The organism is Lysinibacillus canaveralius, from assembly GCF_047301505.1.
GTDB lineage: Bacteria > Bacillota > Bacilli > Bacillales_A > Planococcaceae > Lysinibacillus_B.
Genome location: NZ_CP154840.1, coordinates 1,514,736 through 1,537,208, shown reverse-complemented (window position 1 = coordinate 1,537,208; position 22,473 = coordinate 1,514,736). Strand labels below are relative to the sequence as shown.

Here is a 22,473-nt window from a genome sequence, read left to right as displayed (position 1 = left end):
AAAAATAGTCATTAACTCTTACAGTTGGTGTAAGGATTGAAGGAAGAGGAGTTGAAGCTATAATTCATTATCGAAACAGGCGTGTTATCGAAATTAAAAAGTACGAAGTCTAAATTAATTAGACTCCGTACTACTATTTTCAAAAAGCTTATTCTTATCTCTTTCAACAGCCGGTTATTCTGTTCTTATGAATTCTTATTGGTGCTCTCCAGCCCCCCGCTCCAGGTGAGAGATCTATTGATGGGAAGGCTCTTCGCAGTTGTGGTTAGTGCAGTACTTTATTCATTTATCGTTTTAACAACAGCCATCTCTTTACCGAATCGGTCACCATAATCAACAAATCCTAAACTTGCATATAAATGATGCGCATTTTGATTCTCTGGATGATAACCAACTATAATTTTATTCGCATTCGGTAACTTTTCAATCTCCGAAATCATTAGTTGAATGGCTGCTTTACCGATTCCTTTACCTTGATAGTGCTGATCCACCATCATTCGATAGACCCAATACCCATCTAATTCTTCTTGTACTGAATTAAACATTAAGAAACCGACTACTTTTTCCTCTAAACAAATCGCATAAGGCTTTAATGTTGGTTCAAACTTTGCTTGAGCGATTGACATGGCATTAGGCTCTAAGAAACTTTGCTGTTCTGCTGTTATTTCAAGCATACAGCACTCATACCAGTTATCTGTATTTACTTCTACTAACTTTACATTTTGGTTTATCATTCATTTTCCCCTCTCCAATTTCGGGAAAACGCTTGGAAATTGTTATTTAGACGTTCTCCCTTTTTGATGCTTCATCGCTTTAAAAGTATTTTTCATAATGAACGCCTCCTGTAGCTATTTACTGTCAACACAAATTGACCTTCCTAATATATCCTTTAAGCCCAACAAAATAAATAATATTCTGAAAAATAAAAGGTTAAAACCATTTTTAAGGCTTCACATGTTTCATCGCCTTTTCATGCTGAAGCAGCCATTCCTTCCTCCATAGCCCCCCTGCATAACCAGTTAATTTACCAGAGGAGCCGATAATGCGGTGGCAAGGAATGACGATACTTAATTTGTTTTTCCCATTTGCACTCCCTACTGCTCTGATGGCCTTTCCGTTTCCAATAGAAGTGGCTATATCCTTATACGAAGCAGTTGCAGCGTAAGGAATCGTTGTTAACGTATCCCATACTGCTTTTTGAAAATTTGTCCCCTCATAGTGATAGGGAAACGTAAATTCTTGGCGTTGACCGTTAAAATATTCATCAAGCTGGTTGCAGCATTCCAGTAAGACGGCAGGGGTTTCTGCTTGTACCAGATTTTTGACCGTATCGCCTTCTGAAAACAGGATGGAACTTACAGCCTCATGATTACCGATTATCTCTACTATACCTATTGGTGATTCATAATCTATCTTATAATTTATTGTCATATAGTGACCTCCAAAGATAAAAGACAGCGTATGCCTGCCACCCTTCCCAATTTACTGCATATCTCTCTATCTCGTTTAATGTCGGCTTCTGCTTCAGGCCTAATAAATGCTTCAGGGCATTATGAAGCCCGACATCCGCAATTGGAAAGGCAGAAGGCTGATGAAGACATTTCATCATCACATAATCTGCCGTCCAGGCGCCAACACCTCTGATTGACATTAATGATTTTCGTATTTGATGTATATCTTGTTGCTGAAGCAATAATTCTTTTGTCAATTTGCTGCTTTCCATATCCTTTGCAATGCCGATGATATATTCTGCCTTTCGTGTAGAAAATTGATGTTTTGTTAAATCCTCTATCTTCAAGGATGCAATTTTATGAACGGAAGGAAATACGAAAAAATTGTCTCCTCCAAAAGTGAGACTTTCACCAAATTGCTCAACAAACCGTTTCTTTAATGTATAGGCAAAGGCTAAATTAATTTGCTGCCCTATAATCGCCCACACCAAAGCTTCGAATAGATCAGGTATACACATAATTCGCAATCCATCGTATTTACGGGCAACTGTCTTTAACACCTCATCCTGTCCCGCCATTTGGTAAAACCCCGATAAATCACACTCCAAATCAAACCATTCCCAAACATACTCTCCTGCCTTTTTACGTTCGAGAACAGATGGAGTCTGTGCAGGAAACTCAATCTTTATGGAATGACCGCTACCTACAACTTTACATAAAATCAAAGAGCTTTTTATTTCCAGCAGTTTATATACAGCTCCGTCTTTTATTTGATGAAGCACTTCCTGATCCGGCCTTTCCAAAAAGATGCGACATTCTTTAAAATCAAATTCTGCCGGGGGATAAAGCTCTATATACGTTTCATGATCAACCCAGTTCATGTTGGCATCCCTTTCTATATTCACTCGGTGAATAGCAGTGCTGGCTTCGAAACACTTTATAAAAGTTGGAAGGACTTTGGAAGCCTGCTTCATAGCAAATTTCGAGGTTCGAGAGTTTTGTGCTTTTTAGAAGATGCGCTGCTTTATCGACTCGTATTTTTTCTAAATAAGTGCGCGGCGTTTCAGAGGTTTCCTGCTTAAATATGCGCTCTAGATAATACGGGCTTAAACCGACTTGGTTCGCTATATCCTGCAGTACTACATTTTGCTTGTAATGATTGACTAGAAATGTCACAACATTTTGGACCAATTCCATATGCGGGGAATGTTCCACCTCGGGCTGGCACCTTTTACAAGGGCGAAAGCCGGCTGCCTCCACTTCGTTGATTTCATAATAAAATGCAACATTCACTTTTTTCGGCTTCCTTGACCTGCAGGAAGGCCGGCAGTAAATTTTCGTTGTTTTGACTGCTGTATAAAATAATCCGTCATATTTCCGGTCGCAAGCGATAATCTTCTCCCACATCTCTTCAAAAGAAAGATTGATATGACTTACCACGCCCCCGCCCTCCTTTCTATATCTTTTACCTCTCATATAAATGGATAGTATCCATACAGGCTAATAATTCATTTGCACTTTTTTCTACATATGCAATTACTTGATCAGATAGGGCATTGCCAAAACTAAATCTTCTCACTCCTAATTCTTTAAGCTTAGTACAATTAGTTAGTCCAGGTAAAGATAATACATTGAGCGGCGCATTTACATGCAGTGCGATTTCTTGTATCTCGTCCTCCTCTTTCAAGCCGGGAACAAAAATTCCGCTGGCACCGCTCTCCACATATGCCTTTGCCCGCTCTATTGTCTCCAGTAAAGGGGTTTTCCGCTGCAAATACGTGTCGGTTCTGGCGTTAATATAAAAATCTTTGTATCCATGTTGATCTAATGCTGTCCTTATTTTCTCTAGAAGGCCGCAGTGCGCCGAAATGTCCCGTAAGCCATTTGATTGCTTTAATGAGTCTTCTATATTGATCCCGGCTGCCCCTGCATCGGCTGTTTTTAATACATGTTCGACGATCACGTGAAAGTCCTCGCTATACCCCGCCTCGATATCGGCTGAAACAGGAATATTCACACTGGCTGCAATGTTCCTAATAATTTCTAAGTGTCGATTAAAATCAATCAATTCTCCGTCCGCACATCCTAGTGAGTTTGCAATTCCCCAACTCGTTGTACCTAGAGCTTTGAAGCCTGCTTTCTTTAACGTTATAGCTGAAAGTACATCCCAAGCATTCCCTAAAAATTATAGCTCATCCGAAATATGCATCTCTTTGAATTCCTGAATTTTGTTCATAATGACTCTCCCTCCTACCTATTGGACTTATTTTAACAACTAGTCCAGCTCAATTTCGTCCTCATTCTTGCGCTTATGGTCCAGTCTTTAAAAAAAGAGCCGCCCTGAAAGTTTTTTTACTTTCCGGACAGCTCCTTCTCATACTTATATACTCATCTCTAAATAAAAGCTTGTTACTATTTCGCTTAGCTGAATGGAAATGGATGGGCAAACAGAATTACTACTCGTTCGCGTTCTGAACCAGGCGCTTTTTTAATCTTTCAGCCTTTTAAAATAGTGATAGACTTTCTCCAGTTTTTTCAGCTGATTTCCCTTTGGACTTTCCATATTTCCGAATTCAAAAATTTTCACTTTCTTGATGCCGACAAAATTGAATAACGCTCGTTTCATGAGAATCTTATGTGCATTGTGTAACCAAAGAAATGGATAGTTGGCCGGTCCCTTCATCGTGGATATACATACGACAGATTTCCCTTTTAAAAGCCCCTCCGGGAAAAGCCCCTTCTTGTCTTTATAAGCAAAATTAGAGGCAAACATTTGATCAATATATCCCATCAGCATAGCGGGCGGCCTTCCCCACCAAATGGGATAGATAAACACAATTTTGTCTGCCCAGGTAAGCTGTTTTCTGTGTTTTTCAAGATGAGGGTCTAAGTGCATGTCACGTCTTCGCTTATGCTCATTAAATACTAAAACAGGATCAAAGTTCTCTTCATATAAATCTAAAACCTGCAAATCTTTTATAATCGCATTCTCATGGCTGCCTGCTATAACTTTTTGTAAAAACGCATAATTTAAGCTTTTATGATTTGGATAGGTGTAAACAATTAATAAATTCATGGCGCACCTCTTATTTATCATTTGATAACTAAATGATACCACCACCACTTTTACTTATCAATTGATAATTGTAAGTTGATAACAATTTTGTTATGTTGACTGTGAGAGGTGAGGAAATTGGACAAACAAACTCTTTTTTATAAACTCGTATCATTTACATCTTCTGTTCATCGTGTCACACATGAATTAACGAAAAATGCAAAATCGGATTCCATTTCGCAAGCCCAATACAATATATTAGAATATATAGCAGTTAGTCAGCCAGTGACGCCGAGCGATATCAGCGATTGCCAGGGGATGGCTATGCCGAACACAAGCCGTGAGCTTCGAAAGTTAAGTGAAAAAAATTTAATCGAAAAAATCAATCATCCTGAAGATCGGCGAAAACAAACGATTCGTCTCTCTAAAGACGGGGAGGCGCTGATGAATGAATCCTTTTCAACGATAGAATCGCGTTTTCTTGAGCGTATTCAACATGCTTCAAAGGCAGATTTAGAGGAAATGGATCAAGCGATCGATATTCTGCAGAAAAAGCTTTTTTATTAAAAATCTAAAAAGGCTTCCTCGGGTTGAACAGTAATTGTCCAGGACCAATTACTGTTCAACCGTGGAAGCTACTCTTTTACAAAATACCATCCGTCCTGCTTATTTTTCCCCATCCAAGCCATAATAGCTGCAGACTACGTATCCTACTGCTTTAGCAGCAACAAGCAAGGCATCTTCATCGATATCAAATTTCGGATGATGGTTGAAATAAGGTGTTTTCACGCCTTTTGGGGTACAGCCAATATAAAAGTAGCAGCCAGGGATTTTTTCTAAATAATACGCAAAATCATCCGAGGGCGACATCATCGGATACTCTGTAACTTCTTTAATATCCCGATCTATGACACGTTCAAGACTGTTCCTTACTAAATCCGTCATTTCCGGATTATTATAAAGCGGCGGGTAATCCGGCGTGAATGTCAGCTCACATTGTACGCCAAACTCCGTCTCCATCCCAGCGGTAATGCGCTGAAGCTCCTTTTCAATAATATCTTTTGTTTCATCAGACATATACCGGATGTCCCCTTCAAGCTCCACGTAATCCCGGATAACATTAAAGGTCCCTTTTCCGTCAAAGGAGCCAATGGTAATGACGCCCATATCAAATGGATTCAGGCGGCGGCTAATTATCGTTTGGACTGCTGTCACAAAGCAGGCCCCTGCAACAATGGCATCATTTGCTTTATGCGGGGAAGAACCATGCCCGCCAACTCCCTGAATCCTAACCTTTAAATAAGACCTACCTGCCATGGAATAACCGCTGTGATACCCTATCACACCAGCAGGGTCCGTCGGCAGTAAATGAATACCGAAAATGTTTTCAACATCATCGAGCATTCCTGATTCTACAATGCTCTTTGCTCCACCAGGTGGTACTTCCTCTGCGTGCTGATGGATAATTTTGATAGTACCTGGAATCTGCTCTTTTAATTGAATGAGGCAATCCGCCAAAACAAGTAAATAAGCTGTATGTCCATCATGTGCACATGCATGCATAACCCCTTCATTTTTGGACTGGAAAGGAAGACCCGTTTCTTCTAAAATGGGCAAAGCATCGAAATCAGCACGAAGCGCTATCGTCTTTCCAGGTTTGCTGCCATTTATCGTTGCGATCATCCCATAGCCATTGCCTACATTCGATGCAATCTCCACATCTTTCCCGCTGTAAAAATCCAAAATAAACTTGGCTGTCTTCTCCTCTTTAAAAGACAGCTCCGGGTTCTCATGTAAATAACGGCGAATTTGAATCATTTCAGCTTTACGGGCTTCTAACATTTCTATTAATTGTTTGATTATCATTACCACTCCCAGCATTTTAATTCTCAATAGCAAGAGGGTTCCTTATATCGAAAATAAGCATACTTGTTAGTTCCTCAACAAGTATGCTCTATTATTTTGTATACATCTCCTGCCGTTTAAAAGGAAAGCCGCTTTTTATCGTATGGCTTGTGCAGCAGAACAGCAAAGAGATAACATTTGCTGATTCATTATCTTAAATGTTCATTTAGCACATTCTCTTCCAGGACATCAACTGTATCACCGTACACCTTTATAATATGATTTTCTCCCCACGTACAAAGCGAATTTAAAATGCCCTGCAGGCTCCATCCATATTCACTTAACTCATATTCCACTTTAGGAGGTACTTGATTATAAACAATTCTATTAATAACCCCGTCTTCCTCTAATTCACGTAACTGTTGCGTTAACATTTTCTGTGTAATATCCGGCATCAGACGTTTCAACTCACTTGTTCGTTTCTTGCCGTGTGTAAGATGACATAGAATAACACATTTCCACTTGCCGCCTATCACTTCCAGCGTCGCTTCTACCGAAATATTATATTTCTTTTTCTTCATATGTTCCTCCTTCTTTATAGGAACTAAAAAGTACCTATATCACTTTTAGGTTCCTACAGCACTTTAAAGTGCGTACTTCTCTATTGATTCTGTATATATCATAATAACATTTATCGATTAAGTTTTGACGTAATTCGTTTTAGTTTACTAAAAACAAAATCGTTCATACATGCCCAAATTATATAGGAGGAGAAAATAGCAATGGGTAAAAAACAAAGTACATTTGCACTGTTAGCATTGGCTATAAGTGCATTTGCGATAGGAACAACAGAATTTATCAGTGTCGGCCTACTACCATTAATAGCGCAAGACTTACAAATCTCTGTAACGACAGCCGGCTTAACTGTTTCCTTATATGCATTAGGCGTTACGTTTGGAGCACCGGTTCTGACAGCCATTACTTCCAGTATGTCACGAAAAACATTATTACTATGGATTATGATCGTCTTTATTATAGGAAATAGTATTGCTGCCGGGGCAACAAGTATCGGGGTCCTGCTGGCGGCTCGTATCATTTCTGCTCTTTCACACGGGATTTTTATGTCTATCGGTTCCACGATCGCAGCAGACTTAGTGCCGGAAAACAGAAGAGCGAGCGCTATTTCCATTATGTTCTCTGGACTAACGGTAGCTACTGTAACAGGTGTACCATTAGGAACATTTATTGGACAGCAGTTTGGCTGGAGAGCGGCGTTTATCATCATTGTTGGTATCGGGGTCATTGCCTTGATTGCAAATAGCATCCTCATTCCATCCGGTTTGCGCAAAGGTACTCGTACAACGTTTCGTGATCAGTACAAATTAGTAACAAACGGCCGATTATTGCTTGTCTTTATGATAACAGCTTTAGGTTACGGGGGAACTTTCGTTGTCTTCACTTACCTGACTCCGATGCTGCAGGACATCACAGGATATTCTGAAGGAGCAGTAGCAATTATTCTGCTTATATATGGCGTGGCAATAGCGATCGGCAATATGGCGGGTGGAAAAATGTCCAATCATAATCCGATTAGGGCCTTAGTTTACATGTTCATTGTACAAGCGGTTATACTATTTATTCTGCTGTTTACAGCACCATTTAAAACAGCAGGATTGATTACCATTTTCTTAATGGGGCTTCTAGCATTCATGAACGTACCCGGTTTACAAGTATATGTAGTCATGCTGGCAGAACGATTCGTCCCTGCCGGGGTAGATGTAGCATCCGCCATCAATATTGCCGCATTTAACGCCGGCATTGCACTCGGGTCTTACTTAGGCGGTCTGATCACAAATTCTATCGGGCTCATTCATACCTCTTGGGTAGGAGCGCTTATGGTACTAACAGCAGCTATACTTGCAAGTTGGAGTGCATACCTCGAAAGAAAAGATCAGAATAAAAATGAATTAAAAGAGATGGTCTCTTAAGGAAGAAATACTGGAATAACTAAGTTAGAATAAACTTGATTCTTATAAAAAATGGAGGATTACTTAGAATGATGAAAAATCTACAAGATACTACTACTTTGCATAATGGTGTAAAAATGCCTTGGTTCGGACTGGGTGTGTTTAAAGTAGAAGAAGGACCAGAGCTGATTAATGCCGTTAAATTTGCCATTAAACACGGCTACCGCAGCATTGATACAGCAGCTATTTATGAAAATGAAGAAGGCGTTGGCCAAGCAATCCATGAGGCGTTAAAAGAAACAAATATTTCACGAGAAGACTTATTTATCACATCAAAAGTGTGGAATTCTGACTTAGGCTACGAATCGACTTTAGCAGCCTACGAAACAAGCCTGAAAAAACTCGGTCTTGATTATTTAGATTTATACCTGATCCATTGGCCGGTAGAGGGTAAATATAAAGAAGCTTGGCGCGCATTAGAAACACTTTATAAAGAAGGAAAAGTAAAAGCTATCGGCGTAAGTAACTTCCAGGTACATCATTTAGAAGACTTACTAAAAGATGCTGAAATTAAACCAATGATCAATCAGGTAGAATACCATCCACGCCTGACTCAGGAAAAAGTAAAAGCCTTCTGCCAACAGCACAATATTCAGATGGAAGCGTGGTCACCTTTAATGCAGGGGCAATTACTGGATAATCCAGTGCTGCAGACAATTGCAGACAATCACGGAAAATCTATCGCACAAGTTATTTTACGATGGGATTTACAAAACGGCGTTGTCACTATTCCAAAATCCACAAAGGAACACCGAATTGTTGAGAACGCAGCTATATTTGATTTCGAATTAACTGCAGAAGAAATCCAGCAAATAAACGAGCTGAACGAAAATCACCGTGTAGGTCCAGACCCTGATAACTTTGACTTTTAAATAAGGCCTGAAACAACCTTGTAAGGCAGAGTAGTTTCTCACATGACATGAATGGACTCCCCCGCTAATTGACATCTCAATCAATTGGCGGGGGATTTTTTATTCTATAATTAAGAAATATTCTACATCACTAAAAGAACGTCTAATACCCCCATTTTCTTTACTATCCTCCCCCTTCGTTTATGTTGTTGCAATCCCTGGGAATTACGGTAGGCATGCTCCACCATTTATAATCTTGAATAAATCTATAGTTGAAATTGTCCCTGAAATTGAGTATGATGACAGTAATTTATGTGAAGGAGGACTGTTTCTATGTATTCTATTCGTTTACGCTAAGCTGGCAATAAAAAAGCAAACCCCTTAAAACGAGGGCTTTTTTGTCATGCTTGTAAATGAAAAATACGATAGAATGTCCTTTTTACCGGGTGTTTTCTATACTTTTTTCGAAGCAGGCAAATATATGTCTGCTTTTTTATTGCGTTTTAGGCTAACTTTTTCACAGGAGGACTAAAACAATGCAGATGCTATTATTCTTTTAATACGAGCGGTCAGTACACAACCCGCTCGTATCGATTCGCTATCGGTACGAAATCAACATTTCGGAGGTAGCAATGATGGAAAACATTAACTTTGAGCTCAAAAATATTCATGTACAATTTTTAGATAAGGACATTCTAACGATCTCCCATTTAACGGTGCATCAATTCGACCGTATTGGGTTTGTAGGTAAAAACGGCGCCGGAAAAAGCACATTATTAAAGCTTATATCCGGAGAACTGCAGCCTCAGCAAGGCAAAATAGCTGTACACACGGATTTTTACTATTTCGAACAAACGAACCTTGCCCGATCCAATCAGGATATAGATATGGCCTTACAGCACAAATTACATGCTGTAGACCCGCACAGCGGCGGTGAACTTACCCGGCAAAAGCTTGCGCAGGCATTCAGCCATTACTATGAGGCACTTTTACTCGATGAACCGACAACCCACCTTGATAAAGACGGGATACACTTCCTCCAGGATCAGCTTCGCTATTATTACGGCTCGCTCCTTTTAATCAGCCATGACCGCATGTTGCTGGATGAAACAGTTACGACAATTTGGGAAGTGGATGATGGAAAAGTTACAGTTTATAGCGGCAATTATTCCGACTATGAAGCACAGAAGGAACTCGAAAAACAGCAGCACCAGGATGCTTATCATAAATACTTGCGTGAAAAAGCGCATTTGGAAAAAGCAGCTGCAGACAAAATGAAAAAAGCTGAAAAAATTACACAAGCCAACAATATGTCAAAGAAGGAAACAAAAGCGAAAGCAAATCGTATGTTCGAAACTAAATCGAAGGGCACAAGCCAGAAAGCCGTTCATCGTGCCGCAAAGGCGATTGAAAAACGGATTGAACAGCTGGAAACTGTTGAGCAGGTAAAGGATTCAATACCGGTTCAATTCTTTCAGGCCAAGGCATTAGAGCTTCATAATAAGTTTCCTATTATGATTCAAAACCTGACGTTAGCTTGCAGTGAAAAAACCCTGCTCGAACAATCTCGGCTGCACATTGGACTGCGTGACAAAATAGCATTGACAGGCCCGAATGGAAGCGGGAAATCTACGCTTTTACAGGCCATTTTCTCCGGCCATGAAAGCATTGAAATGTCCCCAAAAGTAAAAATGGGGTTCTTTTCACAGCTTGCTTATCAAAATTTACCGAATGAAACAGTGTGGCACTTTTTAAAAACGCGCTCAGACTACAGTGATTCATTTATCCGAAGCGTCTTGCACCATATGCAATTTGAACACACAGATTTACAAAAGCACATCAGCGATTTAAGTGGCGGTGAACGTATTCGCCTGCTGTTAAGTGAGCTCTTTTTAGGGCGTTACAATATTCTCCTGCTTGATGAGCCAACCAATTTTTTAGATATGGCTGCACGTGAAGCACTCGCCAGCTTTATTAAGGCGTATGACGGCACTATTTTATTTGTGTCGCACGATGAATATTTTATTCAGCAAGCTGCAACCAGAATGATTGCATTGGAAAGTCAATCTTTAATAGAAAAATAAAGCGACACCTTTCAATACAAAGCCCCTCTAGACGCAGATGATCTACTGCGTTTTGGAGGGGCTTTTTGGAGTCTATCACACAGTCCTTTTTAAAAGATCTGCACGGGGTTTCTAATTTATATACAGACATGAAGAATTACTTCATCCCCTATAGAACAGGTATATCGCTCTAATTATTGCCTGGTTCCATAAGAGATATATTTTATCGGCACAGCGAGCTCTTGTTTTCCGGGATAATTTCCAGGCTGCTGAACTATCTTTTTATTTATCGGAAACAAGCAGTGACTGTCTTTGCTTCACCTAATTATGCTAATATTATTAGAACAAAGATCCTTTAGAATGGAGCATCATTATGGATAATAAAGTTATTTCAGCCTGGGATGTCGCTCGGCTTGCCAATGTATCACAGTCAACTGTTTCACGAGTTTTCACGCCAGGCGCTAGTGTTTCTGAAAAGACTAGAGAACGGGTTTTAAAAGCTGCAGAAGAATTGAATTATCGTCCAAATGCATTAGCTAGAAGCTTAACAAAACAAAAAACAAATATGGTAGGTCTGGCAATGAAGGATATTCAAAACCCCTTCTATCATGAAGTGTTAGGAATGTTTTCACAGAAATTGCGAGCCAAGGGATATAATATATTATTTTTGTATACCGAAAATGAAGAAATCCAACAAGAAGAGTTAAATCATTTCCTGGAATATAACGTGGAAGGAATTATTGTGACAGATGCAGTGATTTCCTCTAATGTTGTTACAAGAATTTATAATAATAATATCCCCATTACTTTGTTTAACCGGTATGACAAAAACATTCCTTGTCATTCAGTTTCCTGCGATAATATTTCCGCAGCAACGGAAATTGCAGCGTATCTTTATAATAGCGGCATGGAAGACATTGTTTTTATAACCGGAAAAAGAAATACATCTACGAATCAAGAACGGCAATACGGATTTACTGAATTTTTTAATTCCCAAGGGATCCAGATTACAACGCTTGAAGGAGATTATACATATGAAAAAGCTTACCACCTCACGAAAAATATGATTGAAAATGGTCATCGTCCGCAAGCTATTTTCGGAGCAAATGATATTACGGCGATCGGAGCGCTCGATGCATTACGAGAAAAGAAAATAGCCGTTCCTGATGAGACCGTTGTGATCGGCTTTGATAATATTAAAATGGCTGCATGGCCTTCTTATATGCTTTCTACCTGGGCCCAGCCTATAGAGGAAATGGTCGATGAAACGATTAATTTACTCATCACTAAAAAAAATAAAGACCCTTTCGAAACCATTAAATTAAAGGGCCGATTTATCCATAGAGAGACTACTATTTTAAAATAACGTTGACATATGAAACCGTTTTCTTGTAACCTTTTATTAAAGCTATTTAACAAATGGCTTTTTTTTATAACTAATTTGCATACGCATGCAATATGAGTTACATTGCAGTGATTTAGAGGTTAATTGAACATACTTTTGCATACGTATGCAACACAAAGGGAGAGGTTATAATGGTGATTTATTTAAAAGAAGGCAAAGTAAAAGAAGATATCCAGAAGGATGATGCAAAAGTTTCAGAAATTGTCCGCTCTACTATCCAAATGGTTGAAGCGGACGGCGATCAGGCGCTTAGAGATCTGTCTGAAAAATTCGATAACTGGAGTCCGGAAAGCTTCCGTTTATCTGAAGAACAAATTAAAGAAATCTGTGATTCCATTCCTGAACAAACTATAAAAGATATTGAATTCGCTCAAAATAACATCCGTAAATTCGCTGAAATCCAGCTTTCTTCGTTAAAGGATGTAGAGGAAGAAACGATGCCAGGAGTTATTCTTGGTCACAAAAATATTCCCGTAAACAGTGTAGGATGTTATATTCCAGGCGGACGTTATCCAATGGTTGCTTCTGCACATATGAGTGTACTAACAGCAAAAGTAGCTGGTGTTAAACGTGTTATTGCATGTACTCCTCCTATTAACGGAGAAATCCCTGCGGCAACTGTCTATGCAATGCATAAGGCTGGGGCTGATGAAATTTATATTTTAGGTGGAATTCAAGCGATGGCTGGTATGGCGATCGGGACAGAAACGATTAAACCGGTTGATATGATCGTTGGACCTGGTAATGCATTTGTTGCTGAAGCGAAACGCCAGCTTTTCGGTCGTGTTGGTATTGATCTATTTGCAGGACCAACAGAAACATTAGTTGTTGCAGATGAAACTAGTGATCCTGAAATGATTGCAACTGACATTTTAGGTCAAGGAGAGCACGGACCGACATCTCCTGGGGCTCTTATTACAACTTCCCGTCACATCGCTGAAGAAACTGTAAAAGAAATCGAACGTCAGCTTGAAATCTTGCCGACAGCTGATATAGCAAGAGTTTCATGGGAAGATTACGGGCAAATTCTCCTGGTAGAAGATGAGGAGGAAGCACTGAAGGAAGCTGACCGTCTGGCATTTGAGCACGTTGAAATTTTAACAAAAAATCCTGACTACTTCCTAGAAAATATGACGAACTACGGCTGCCTGTTTTTAGGGCCGGAAACAAACGTTGCCTACGGAGATAAAGTTATTGGGACGAATCATACTTTACCAACAAAAGGTGCTGCTAGATATACTGGCGGACTTTGGGTAGGCAAATTTATTAAAACTGTTACCTATCAAAAGATTACATCAAAAGAACAGAGTGCTAGAATTGGAGAATATGCTGCACGTCTTTGCCAGCTGGAGAATTTTGCCGGCCACGCGGAGCAAGCATTACTTCGGGTTCGTAAATACGGTAAGGGTAATGAATAATAAAGCCCTTCATATGAGCAGGTGACATATATGATAAGTATGATCGGTTTAATAGGTGGCTTAATATTATTAACTGTTCTCGTTATGAGAGGTATGAACTTACTAGTAGTTGCTCCACTGTCTGCTGTTGTTGTGGCCTTGCTCAATGGTCTGCCATTGTTCCCCCAGCTTGCCGGTGAAGGAGAAATTGATTTCGTTACCAGCTATATGAACGGGTTTTCCGGGTTTATCACTTCCTGGTACCTTATGTTCTTAGCGGGGGCAATTTTCGGAAAGGTTATGGAAGACAGCGGTGCAGCAGACAGTGTTTCCAACTGGATTGTAACGAAAATTGGGATAAAAAATGCCGTCCTTGCAGTTGTACTTGCCTGTGCGGTATTAACTTATGGCGGTGTAAGTCTGTTTGTTGTTGCTTTTGCAGTTTATCCAATGGCGGTAAGTTTATTTAAAGAAGCAAACTTACCAAGAAGATTTATTCCAGCTGCATTAGCTTTCGGTTCGACGACATTTACGATGACTTCAGCTGGATCTCCAGAAATTCAAAACTGGATTCCTATCCCCTACTTAGGGACTAATCCATATGCAGGCTGGGAAGTGAGTTTAATAGTAGCTATTTTTATTCTCGTATTTGGCTATTGGTGGTTAATGAAAATCATCAGAAGAGCTGTTAAAAATGGTGAATATTTCATTGAACGCGAAACAGACAACAAAGAAATCAGAACAAGTTTGCCGCATCCGCTGGTAAGCTTAATACCATTACTCTCTGTTCTGATTGTATCTTTTATTTTCCACGACTCTCTCAGTCAATCCGCGTTAATTTTAGCATTACTTAGTGGAATAATTACGACTTGGTTATTTAACCGAAAATATTTCAGAGACTTCTGGAAAGCGGTTGGAGAAGGAACGACTGGGGCACTGATTGCTATAGGAAATACAGCTGCTGTTGTTGGGTTTGGCGGCGTTGCAAAGGTTACCCCTGCTTTTGAAACAGCAGTTGATTTCATGACAAGCATACCAGGAGATCCTTTAATTGGCGGTGCTGTTGCAGTAATTGTTATTGCTGGTCTAACAGGGTCTTCATCAGGCGGACAAACAATCGCATTACCTATCCTTGGCCCTCATTACTTAGATATGGGCGTTAACGCTGAAGCACTTCATAGAACGGTTTCCCTTTCGTCAGGAACGCTTGATTCCTTACCGCATGGCGGCTATACCGTAACAACGATTCGTGCGATTTCCGGTGAGACGCATAAGAGTGCGTATCCTGCATTCTTCTGTGTGGTTGTTATCGTACCACTTATCGCTGTAATACTGGCCGTTGCCTTATTCTCACTAGGGTTTGGAATTTAATACTTTATAAGATGTGTCAATCAGCTTTTGTCCTGATTGACACCTTTTTATTTGCTGTCTGTTCATCATCTCTTTCCATGACCTTCCTGAACTCGGGCAGTTATGGAAAACTCCTGCTTATATACATGTGACCATCAATTCTATGAACAATCATTAGGCGGATATGTATACAATTTTAATAGCTCCTCCCTTGCACCCCCATGGTTTTAGCTTTCACCACCCCTCTCCCATACATTATTAAAAATCTTGTTTTATTCTATTGACTTTTACGTTACGTAATACTTTACAGTAACAAGTGAAGGGAGCAGCTTAAGACGAAATGAAGAAGGCTGCTGATTCGACGGCAATCACAAAAGCAGTAAATTTCATTTCTTACACACCTCTGCTTTCTTTTATAGAAATATTATCGATAGTCCAATTCGACCGGCAGAAAGTGCTGGAAATACAGCATAAAACGCTTCGGAAAATCTGCCTGAAAGTCTCATCCGGACCATTGAAAAAACCATTCGAAAGGAGAAATGTATATGTCAAATCAAGAGGAATTCCATGGCTTTGACTTTAGCCGCAATCCCTATGAGCAAGAAGCAAGAAATAAATGGGGTGACAAAGCTGTTGATGAAGCAAATGAGAAAGCGAAAAGCATGACTGCTTTTGATCAAGAAAAGTTTAACGAAATGTTTCGCAGCCTTGCCGCAATTCGTCATCTCTCACCCGCTTCAAAAGAAGCCCAGGAAAAAATGAAAGAGTGGTATCAGCTCTTAAACAAAATGGGAACCTATTCCCTTGATGCCTTTAAAGGATTAGGGGAAATGTACGTGGATGACAAGCGCTTCATGAAAAATATCGATGGATTCGGTGATGGCCTAGCGAAATTTATGCGCGATGCCATGGCTGTGTATGCAGATACGCAAAAATAACGTCAAAAGCCTATTAAGGGAAACTTAATAGGCTTTTAGTATGACCCTTCATACAGTTGAGCTGAAAAAATGACTTCTCTGTACTCCCCTTCCTCTGTAATATAGCTAAATGAGTTTTTTATCTTCGTCTGTATCTTTTCACTTTTTTGCGTTGCACACTTCGCCGTACTGTTCTCTCACTACGGTTCCCCTAAACATTTTTGGGGAGCTTTACTATGAAGGCTGTCCTCCCTGCTGAGCTTTCCGCTTCAATTTGACCGCCATGTAATTCTATAATACTTTTCACAATGGCCAAACCTAGACCTGAACCACCAGTTTGATGGGATCGGGACTTTTCAACTCGATAGAACCTTTCAAATATATAGGGCAAGTCAAGGCTGGGAATAGCTTGACCATAATTTATAATTTCCACTTCGATTACTCCATTATATTCTGATATTGTAATATCAATATACTTTCCTTCGTTCCCATATCGGATAGCATTTTGAATCAGGTTTTCAAATACCCTCGCCAGTTTATTTCCATCTCCTATCACAATAGGACTATCCACAGTTGAGGGATGCTGTCTCAACTCCATACCTGCTTCCTTAATTTGAAACTGAAATTGAATGGCTAATTGGTTTAACATTTCATCTATATTTATAGGATTTTCATTAACTAAGAATTCTTTATTTTGACCTAACGTATATTCAAACAAATCATTTATTAATTGGTGAAGATCTTTAGACTTTTGATGAATAACTTGAATATAATACCTCAGCTCCACCTCACTCTTATATTTATCTTCATGAATGAGATCTAAATAGCCAACAATTGACGTGAGCGGTGAGCGCAGGTCATGGGCAACATTTGTAATCAGTTCATTTTTTATTTGTGCGGCGTTTTTTTGATCAATTATTGCCTTCTCCGCCTGCATGATAATTTGATTAACCTTTGCACCTAATTCGCCTATAATCCCATAGCTTTCAATCATTATTTTTTCCTTAAATTGACCTTCAGATATATATTGTATTTCATTAATCATTTTTTTCAGCAAATATTCACCGTACTTCTGTCGCTCATAATAGAAGAAAGGTAATAAATACAGAATTAATAATAGACAAAAGCCTAGTATAAATGGCCCTCGCCCAAAAGAGCCGATCAATTCAACTAAATCTGAAAAACGGGAGGATTCTTTCTCTAAGTAGAGGGCAGCAAAGTACAGTATGCAGGCAGTTATACCCGTTAATATTACTGCTGATAACACGTATACTCCTGATTTCCAGAGAGGGATGAAGTTAAGGACTTTTTTCAATTTTATAACCTACTCCCCAGACAGTTTGAATAATGGTTTCTCCTGGAATAGCTAAATCAATTTTGTCCCGTATATTCTTAATGTGAACCATGACCGTTTTATTTGAACCTATACTTTTTTCCTTCCATACTCTTTCAAATATCTCTTCAGAACTGTATACTGTTCCTTGGCTTTTTGCGAATAAATACAGAATTTCAAATTCAATAGATGTCAGCTTAATTTCCTTCCCGTTTGCAGTAACTTTATGCGATTTTTTATCAATTTCGAATGAATTAATTCGAATGATATCCTTATCGATACCTGCGGGTTTATAATTCGACCTACGTAATAATGCCTTTACTCTGGCCATTAATTCTAATGGATTAAATGGTTTTATCATATAATCGTCTGCGCCTGTCATAAGACCGATAATTTTATCCATATCTTGCACTTTTGCACTGAGCATAAGAATGGGCACTTGATTGTTTACTCTGATCCGCTTACATAATTCCAACCCATCCATATTAGGCATCATGACATCTAGAATAATAAGATCTACAGGAACCTGCCCAATGATATTTAAAGCTTCCAGTCCATCCTCCGCTTGAAAAACATGATACCCCTCGTTTCTCATATATATTTCCGCTAACTTTGCAATTTCTCTATCATCATCAACAATTAGGATGTTATTCCCCAATAGATCCAGCCTCCTTATAGAGAATAGGTAATCTTATGCTCTTTCATAGCTTTTTTCCAGCTTCAGTTTATGAAGAATAGTATTAACGAATGATTTTTTTGACAGCTCTCTTATTAGTAAAAACCCTATTACCGCCCCTAAAGTATTGGCAAGTAAATCGTTAATGTCTGTACTTCTCCCATTGCCAAAGATAATTCTCATCAAGAGTTGTGTAAATTCAAAGGATAAGCTGATATACAGCCCCATAGAAGCTGCCTTTTTAACAGATTGAAACTTGCTGCTCAGTAATGGTAAATACATACCAAGGGGTACTAACATGATTATATTTAATATAAAAGTTGCTGCGTCTATTGTTAGTAGTGGAATAAAGTTAATAGACTTGTACCATGGAGTTAGATTTGCATATTCCCCAATATTAATCTCAATCGGGAAAAATACTAGGTGAATCATACTTAGAAAATAAACTGCAAAAGAGGTTACTAATAAAAATTGACCCCCTCTATACTTTTTGTTTTTAATCATCGTGAAGAACATATAGATTATAAAAATGAGAAATGCAGGTATAAGGATATACCATGAATCTATCGTAAACATTAATGAGTTTTCCATTTATTCATCCTCCTGAAGTTTCTTTTGGTTAAGAACCGTATTCTTATCAAATAAAGTATAGCTTCTATTTTTTAAGTTTTTCTTAAGAAAAGGAAAGTAATTCCTTAATATTAAAAAGCAAAAAAGGCAGAGAGAGCACGATTTACAAAGTAAACGTAAGAATAGCCGGAAGCGGCACGGAAAAACCTTTTCTCCAGTGAGGAGCCGCAGAAGTCAAAAAGCCATGAAATTGAACTGCAGTTCAATTTCATGGCTCTCCTTTTATCATGCTGTCTTTAAGCCTGTTACTCACTCTTGCCTGCATATTGCATAATTTAATTAGTTCAATGCTTCGTTTAATCAATATCAATTATTTGATTGTTTATCATGATCTTTTTAACGTTAGACTTATCTAAAAATACACGGTCCCCGTTTTTGTCTAGACTATATTGCCATTTGAATCCGATATCTGTTGTACTTATTGAGCCCATACTTAGTTCCATGACTTGGTTGTCCTTTGTCACCACTTTGACGATAGGGCCAATTTCAGGTAAGTAACTTGTCTTGCCATCTAGCCGCTCCCCTTCAAGTTCAATCCCAATCGCCGAAACATATAAAGCTTTCAGCCCAACTTCTTCGTTTTGTTGTGTAAGTGTTACATCAATATCGAATTTATTCGAACGATCCTGTGCCGTAAATTTATTTTTAAAGGGCCCGCCTGCAAGTACCTCTCCTGTTTTATCATCCACAACAGCATCGGCTTTCACTGTAACACTTTTGCCTTCTATGCTGCTTACTGTATCCATATCAAACATCGCAATAATCTTGCTTCGATCCTCCGTCAATCGCTGCTCAACCATATAACTTGCCCCATCTTTCAGGTCTAACTCCAGGTTCGACACTGCTGCACCTTCAGGAAATTTAGTTTCATCTTCTTTTTCGAAAGAGACGATGACGAGTGAACTTTTTTCCGCACTTATGCTTTCTACTATTTTCATTTTTATGCCAGATGCTATAACTACTTGATCATGTGTATCTTTTACAAAGTTGTTAGCTATTCCGCCAAAAAACTCATTAAAATAATCGGTATGCTGAGCAGCAGCAACAGTAGTTGAAGTAGCAATTACTAATAACGAAACACCTGTTATTATCCTGTTTTTCATATTCATAAAATTTTTCTTTCCCGACTTATTCTTATCCATTATTTTCTTCCCTTCTGATTTATGAGATTTTCTCAAAACGTCTGTTTTGAATAAGCAATCTTTGCTTATGTCCTGATTATAGCCACTAAATTTAAAGTTTTTCTCAAGGAAAAGAGAAGGTTCTCTTAAATATAAGAACCATTCAATTTCTAAAATAGAAAAAGCGGCCATCCAGCTGGCCGCTTCTTGATTTCGAACATTTTTCTATTCTACTAAAAATAAGATTTTGTACAGTACGTAACCGTTAAAGATTTTACTCCCTTCTTGCCCTCCGCTAAAGCAACTCCTTTAACAGGATGATTAACGCTAGATGAATCCATAAATGAGGAGCTTCTACATATCAGCATTGTCATGCACACTAAAGTGAGCCAGCAGTTAATCATAAGCTTAACGCAGCATGTTAACTCTACGTACTTATGATACGGTTCACTGCTCCATAAGGAAATGCTGGTTATGTATAGGCAAAGTACTTTTCCCCTGTTAGAATGCTCACCATACTGCTTTTACATTGCAGTATGAATTTTTTATAAAGAATTGACAGCTAGGAAAAATCTCGCTAGTTCCCCGTCGGAAAATAAGCTTTTTATTCATTTCTCCATTTCTGGCGCCATTCCTCAACCTTCGCATTAATTTCTTCGTTGGCCTGCTTTCTCTCCGCTTCCTTAGTCTCTTTTATTGCTTTAAAGTGTTCATTCCGTACATCTTGCAGGGATTCAGCCAATTCCAGCACCTGCTTTTTCACATCATCAGTAAGAAGTTCCTCCCCATGCAGGAAATTGACTGCATGTTTAATACGATTCAACTCGGCATCGGAGGCTGTATAAAGCGGGTTATAAATCTCATTCATCCGCTCCATTGCCTTAGTAAATTGCTGAATCGTCACGCCTTGTGTCCAGACGAGCTGGCCGATTGTAGGCTGCCACTTTTTTGTTATTTGGACTTCAAGCTCAGCTGGATCCTCCACTGTCACATATTCCCCACCGCCGGAATCTGCTACTTTTTTCAGCTGCTGCTGACCTTCATTGTCTACATCGAAGCCGATAATATTGACCTTTGCTTTAATACTTTGGCTTTGAAGCTGCTGGGCTGCAGCAACGGGGTCTCCATCACATGTTTCCACACCATCACTCACCATATAAACAAGGTTCAAATATTCATCCGAAGGATAAGCCTGCAGAATTTCTCCTGCTTTATTGATTGCTCCGGCTAATGGGGTCCATCCCCTTGCCTGGAAGGAATTTAATGAGGTAGTGAAGTTTTCGGCTTGATAAGCAGATAGCGGATACACCGATTCCACAGAAGAACAAGATGCTGCTTTATCAGCATCGGCCGATGAGCCTACATGTCCATAGGCAATCAATGCAACGTTTGCATCCTCGGGAATTTGCTCCACAAATTTGGCAATCGCCGTTTTTGCCAGCTCCATTTTTGTCTGACCAGCTATTTCCCCTTTCATGCTGCCGCTTGCATCCATCAGCACCACGACATTCATTTTCTTTTGTTTTGTCGTAACCTCATCCTCACCATCCGGCAACTCCGGCATTACGAATCCATGATCATATGTAACCAACTGGTCATAATAGTTTTGATAATTGCCTGAACCAAGCATATAAACGAGGTAATCATATACCTCCTCACCACTTAGGTTTTCGTGTTCAGTAAAATAATTTTCAAGCTCCTTCTCAGCAATTGGATTAAACGTTTGCTCTAAAAAGTCGCGGTATTGCTGACTGTCCCAGCCTCCAAGCGTTTCCAGCTCCTGGTCCATATGCGCTTCGATTAACACACCGGCTTTTTGGTCTACCATGTCTTCTATAGTTCTAGCGGCCTGCGGAATCTTTTCGACTGCTGTTTCTTCGGCTGCCGTTGTTGTATCAGACTTTGCATCCTCCTTTTGAGTTTGATCATCCCCGCACCCTGCAATTACTGCCAAACACAGCATAGACACTAGAATTGTATTTCTTTTAAAAAGTTTCATCCCTTTCTCCTCCATCTATTAAAATACCTTTAATTTTTCTACGTTTTGAGAAGCAGTTGGTTTCTATGGTTTTAGGCTCATTTATAACGGGCTACGCAGAGTACATATTCCTACAACATAAAACTCCACTGTAACTGTCATCTGTAGGCATCCCCCGGAGAGATAGTGATACTTTGGTTCATTAGTAATAGTTGATGCCTGTATTACTGTCAGAGATGCAATAAAACTAAAAATTGATACTGCTGGAAAAATCATGATGAAAATTTATTTGGTCCATAAATTAACTATCATTCAAACTTATGTAAATCATTTGATATTTTATTATAAGCAGCTTACTTTAGAAATAAAGAGAG

At 39.2% G+C, this 22,473-nt stretch carries 20 protein-coding genes and 1 pseudogene; 8 read left to right on the top strand and 13 right to left on the bottom strand.

Going from position 1 to position 22,473, the window contains the following annotated elements:
- Positions 1 to 278: 278 nt before the first annotated feature.
- From AA0Y26_RS07630 to AA0Y26_RS07605, 6 genes and pseudogenes are all read right to left on the bottom strand, one after another.
- Positions 279 to 734 carry a GNAT family N-acetyltransferase gene (locus AA0Y26_RS07630; RefSeq protein ID WP_413366561.1) on the bottom strand — a complete coding sequence of 152 codons (456 nt, stop codon included), beginning with the start codon at positions 732 to 734 and terminating at the stop codon, positions 279 to 281.
- A gap of 208 nt (positions 735 to 942) precedes the next feature.
- Positions 943 to 1,431: a methylated-DNA--[protein]-cysteine S-methyltransferase gene (locus AA0Y26_RS07625; RefSeq protein WP_413366559.1), complete on the bottom strand. Its 489-nt coding sequence runs from the start codon at positions 1,429 to 1,431 to the stop codon at positions 943 to 945.
- Positions 1,415 to 2,332, bottom strand: a complete 918-nt coding sequence (locus AA0Y26_RS07620; protein WP_413366558.1) for a DNA-3-methyladenine glycosylase family protein — start codon at positions 2,330 to 2,332, stop codon at positions 1,415 to 1,417. The genes AA0Y26_RS07625 and AA0Y26_RS07620 overlap by 17 nt, the downstream gene beginning before the upstream one ends.
- Positions 2,319 to 2,858, bottom strand: a complete 540-nt coding sequence (locus AA0Y26_RS07615; RefSeq protein WP_413368109.1) for a bifunctional transcriptional activator/DNA repair enzyme AdaA — start codon at positions 2,856 to 2,858, stop codon at positions 2,319 to 2,321. Before AA0Y26_RS07615 ends, AA0Y26_RS07620 begins: the two co-directional genes overlap by 14 nt.
- A gap of 58 nt (positions 2,859 to 2,916) precedes the next feature.
- Positions 2,917 to 3,687 (bottom strand): annotated as a pseudogene (locus AA0Y26_RS07610) (isocitrate lyase/PEP mutase family protein).
- 252 nt (positions 3,688 to 3,939) lie between these two features.
- On the bottom strand, positions 3,940 to 4,527 hold the full coding sequence (locus AA0Y26_RS07605; protein ID WP_413366556.1) for an NAD(P)H-dependent oxidoreductase: 588 nt from the start codon (positions 4,525 to 4,527) through the stop codon (positions 3,940 to 3,942).
- A 117-nt stretch (positions 4,528 to 4,644) separates the two neighbouring features.
- Between AA0Y26_RS07605 and AA0Y26_RS07600 the strand changes: the two genes are divergently transcribed.
- Positions 4,645 to 5,073 carry a MarR family winged helix-turn-helix transcriptional regulator gene (locus tag AA0Y26_RS07600; RefSeq protein WP_413366554.1) on the top strand — a complete coding sequence of 143 codons (429 nt, stop codon included), beginning with the start codon at positions 4,645 to 4,647 and terminating at the stop codon, positions 5,071 to 5,073.
- Between the two features lie 99 nt (positions 5,074 to 5,172).
- Here AA0Y26_RS07600 and AA0Y26_RS07595 read toward each other — a convergent pair whose 3' ends face one another.
- Positions 5,173 to 6,369, bottom strand: a complete 1,197-nt coding sequence (locus AA0Y26_RS07595; RefSeq protein WP_413368107.1) for an amidohydrolase — start codon at positions 6,367 to 6,369, stop codon at positions 5,173 to 5,175.
- Positions 6,370 to 6,560: 191 nt separating this feature from the next.
- Complete coding sequence (locus AA0Y26_RS07590; RefSeq protein ID WP_413366552.1) at positions 6,561 to 6,932, bottom strand: winged helix-turn-helix transcriptional regulator; 372 nt, start codon at positions 6,930 to 6,932, stop codon at positions 6,561 to 6,563.
- Positions 6,933 to 7,133: 201 nt separating this feature from the next.
- Between AA0Y26_RS07590 and AA0Y26_RS07585 the strand changes: the two genes are divergently transcribed.
- From AA0Y26_RS07585 to AA0Y26_RS07555, 7 genes are all read left to right on the top strand, one after another.
- A complete protein-coding gene (locus tag AA0Y26_RS07585) occupies positions 7,134 to 8,339 on the top strand; it encodes an MFS transporter (RefSeq protein WP_413366550.1) in 1,206 nt (401 codons plus the stop codon).
- A 68-nt stretch (positions 8,340 to 8,407) separates the two neighbouring features.
- Positions 8,408 to 9,250, top strand: coding sequence for an aldo/keto reductase (locus tag AA0Y26_RS07580; protein ID WP_413366548.1), 843 nt, complete (start codon positions 8,408 to 8,410; stop codon positions 9,248 to 9,250).
- 614 nt (positions 9,251 to 9,864) lie between these two features.
- Complete coding sequence (gene abc-f / locus AA0Y26_RS07575; RefSeq protein WP_413368105.1) at positions 9,865 to 11,313, top strand: ribosomal protection-like ABC-F family protein; 1,449 nt, start codon at positions 9,865 to 9,867, stop codon at positions 11,311 to 11,313.
- A 352-nt stretch (positions 11,314 to 11,665) separates the two neighbouring features.
- Complete coding sequence (locus tag AA0Y26_RS07570) at positions 11,666 to 12,658, top strand: LacI family DNA-binding transcriptional regulator (RefSeq protein ID WP_413366546.1); 993 nt, start codon at positions 11,666 to 11,668, stop codon at positions 12,656 to 12,658.
- Between the two features lie 170 nt (positions 12,659 to 12,828).
- Positions 12,829 to 14,115, top strand: a complete 1,287-nt coding sequence (hisD, locus tag AA0Y26_RS07565; protein ID WP_413366544.1) for a histidinol dehydrogenase — start codon at positions 12,829 to 12,831, stop codon at positions 14,113 to 14,115.
- Positions 14,116 to 14,145: 30 nt separating this feature from the next.
- On the top strand, positions 14,146 to 15,465 hold the full coding sequence (locus tag AA0Y26_RS07560; protein WP_413366542.1) for a GntP family permease: 1,320 nt from the start codon (positions 14,146 to 14,148) through the stop codon (positions 15,463 to 15,465).
- 524 nt (positions 15,466 to 15,989) lie between these two features.
- Positions 15,990 to 16,382 carry a TipAS antibiotic-recognition domain-containing protein gene (locus tag AA0Y26_RS07555; protein WP_413366540.1) on the top strand — a complete coding sequence of 131 codons (393 nt, stop codon included), beginning with the start codon at positions 15,990 to 15,992 and terminating at the stop codon, positions 16,380 to 16,382.
- A gap of 190 nt (positions 16,383 to 16,572) precedes the next feature.
- Here AA0Y26_RS07555 and AA0Y26_RS07550 read toward each other — a convergent pair whose 3' ends face one another.
- From AA0Y26_RS07550 to AA0Y26_RS07530, 5 genes are all read right to left on the bottom strand, one after another.
- Positions 16,573 to 17,682, bottom strand: coding sequence for a sensor histidine kinase (locus AA0Y26_RS07550; RefSeq protein ID WP_413368103.1), 1,110 nt, complete (start codon positions 17,680 to 17,682; stop codon positions 16,573 to 16,575).
- The gene (locus AA0Y26_RS07545) at positions 17,660 to 18,352 is read right to left on the bottom strand and encodes a response regulator transcription factor (protein WP_413366538.1); all 693 of its coding nucleotides are present in this window, start codon (positions 18,350 to 18,352) and stop codon (positions 17,660 to 17,662) included. The genes AA0Y26_RS07550 and AA0Y26_RS07545 overlap by 23 nt, the downstream gene beginning before the upstream one ends.
- A 33-nt stretch (positions 18,353 to 18,385) precedes the next feature.
- The gene (locus AA0Y26_RS07540) at positions 18,386 to 18,961 is read right to left on the bottom strand and encodes a VanZ family protein (protein WP_413366536.1); all 576 of its coding nucleotides are present in this window, start codon (positions 18,959 to 18,961) and stop codon (positions 18,386 to 18,388) included.
- A gap of 335 nt (positions 18,962 to 19,296) precedes the next feature.
- On the bottom strand, positions 19,297 to 20,313 hold the full coding sequence (locus AA0Y26_RS07535; protein WP_413366534.1) for a hypothetical protein: 1,017 nt from the start codon (positions 20,311 to 20,313) through the stop codon (positions 19,297 to 19,299).
- A 412-nt stretch (positions 20,314 to 20,725) separates the two neighbouring features.
- Positions 20,726 to 22,120 (bottom strand): vWA domain-containing protein, encoded by a 1,395-nt coding sequence (locus AA0Y26_RS07530; RefSeq protein ID WP_413366532.1) that lies wholly within the window; start codon positions 22,118 to 22,120, stop codon positions 20,726 to 20,728.
- Positions 22,121 to 22,473 lie beyond the last annotated feature (353 nt).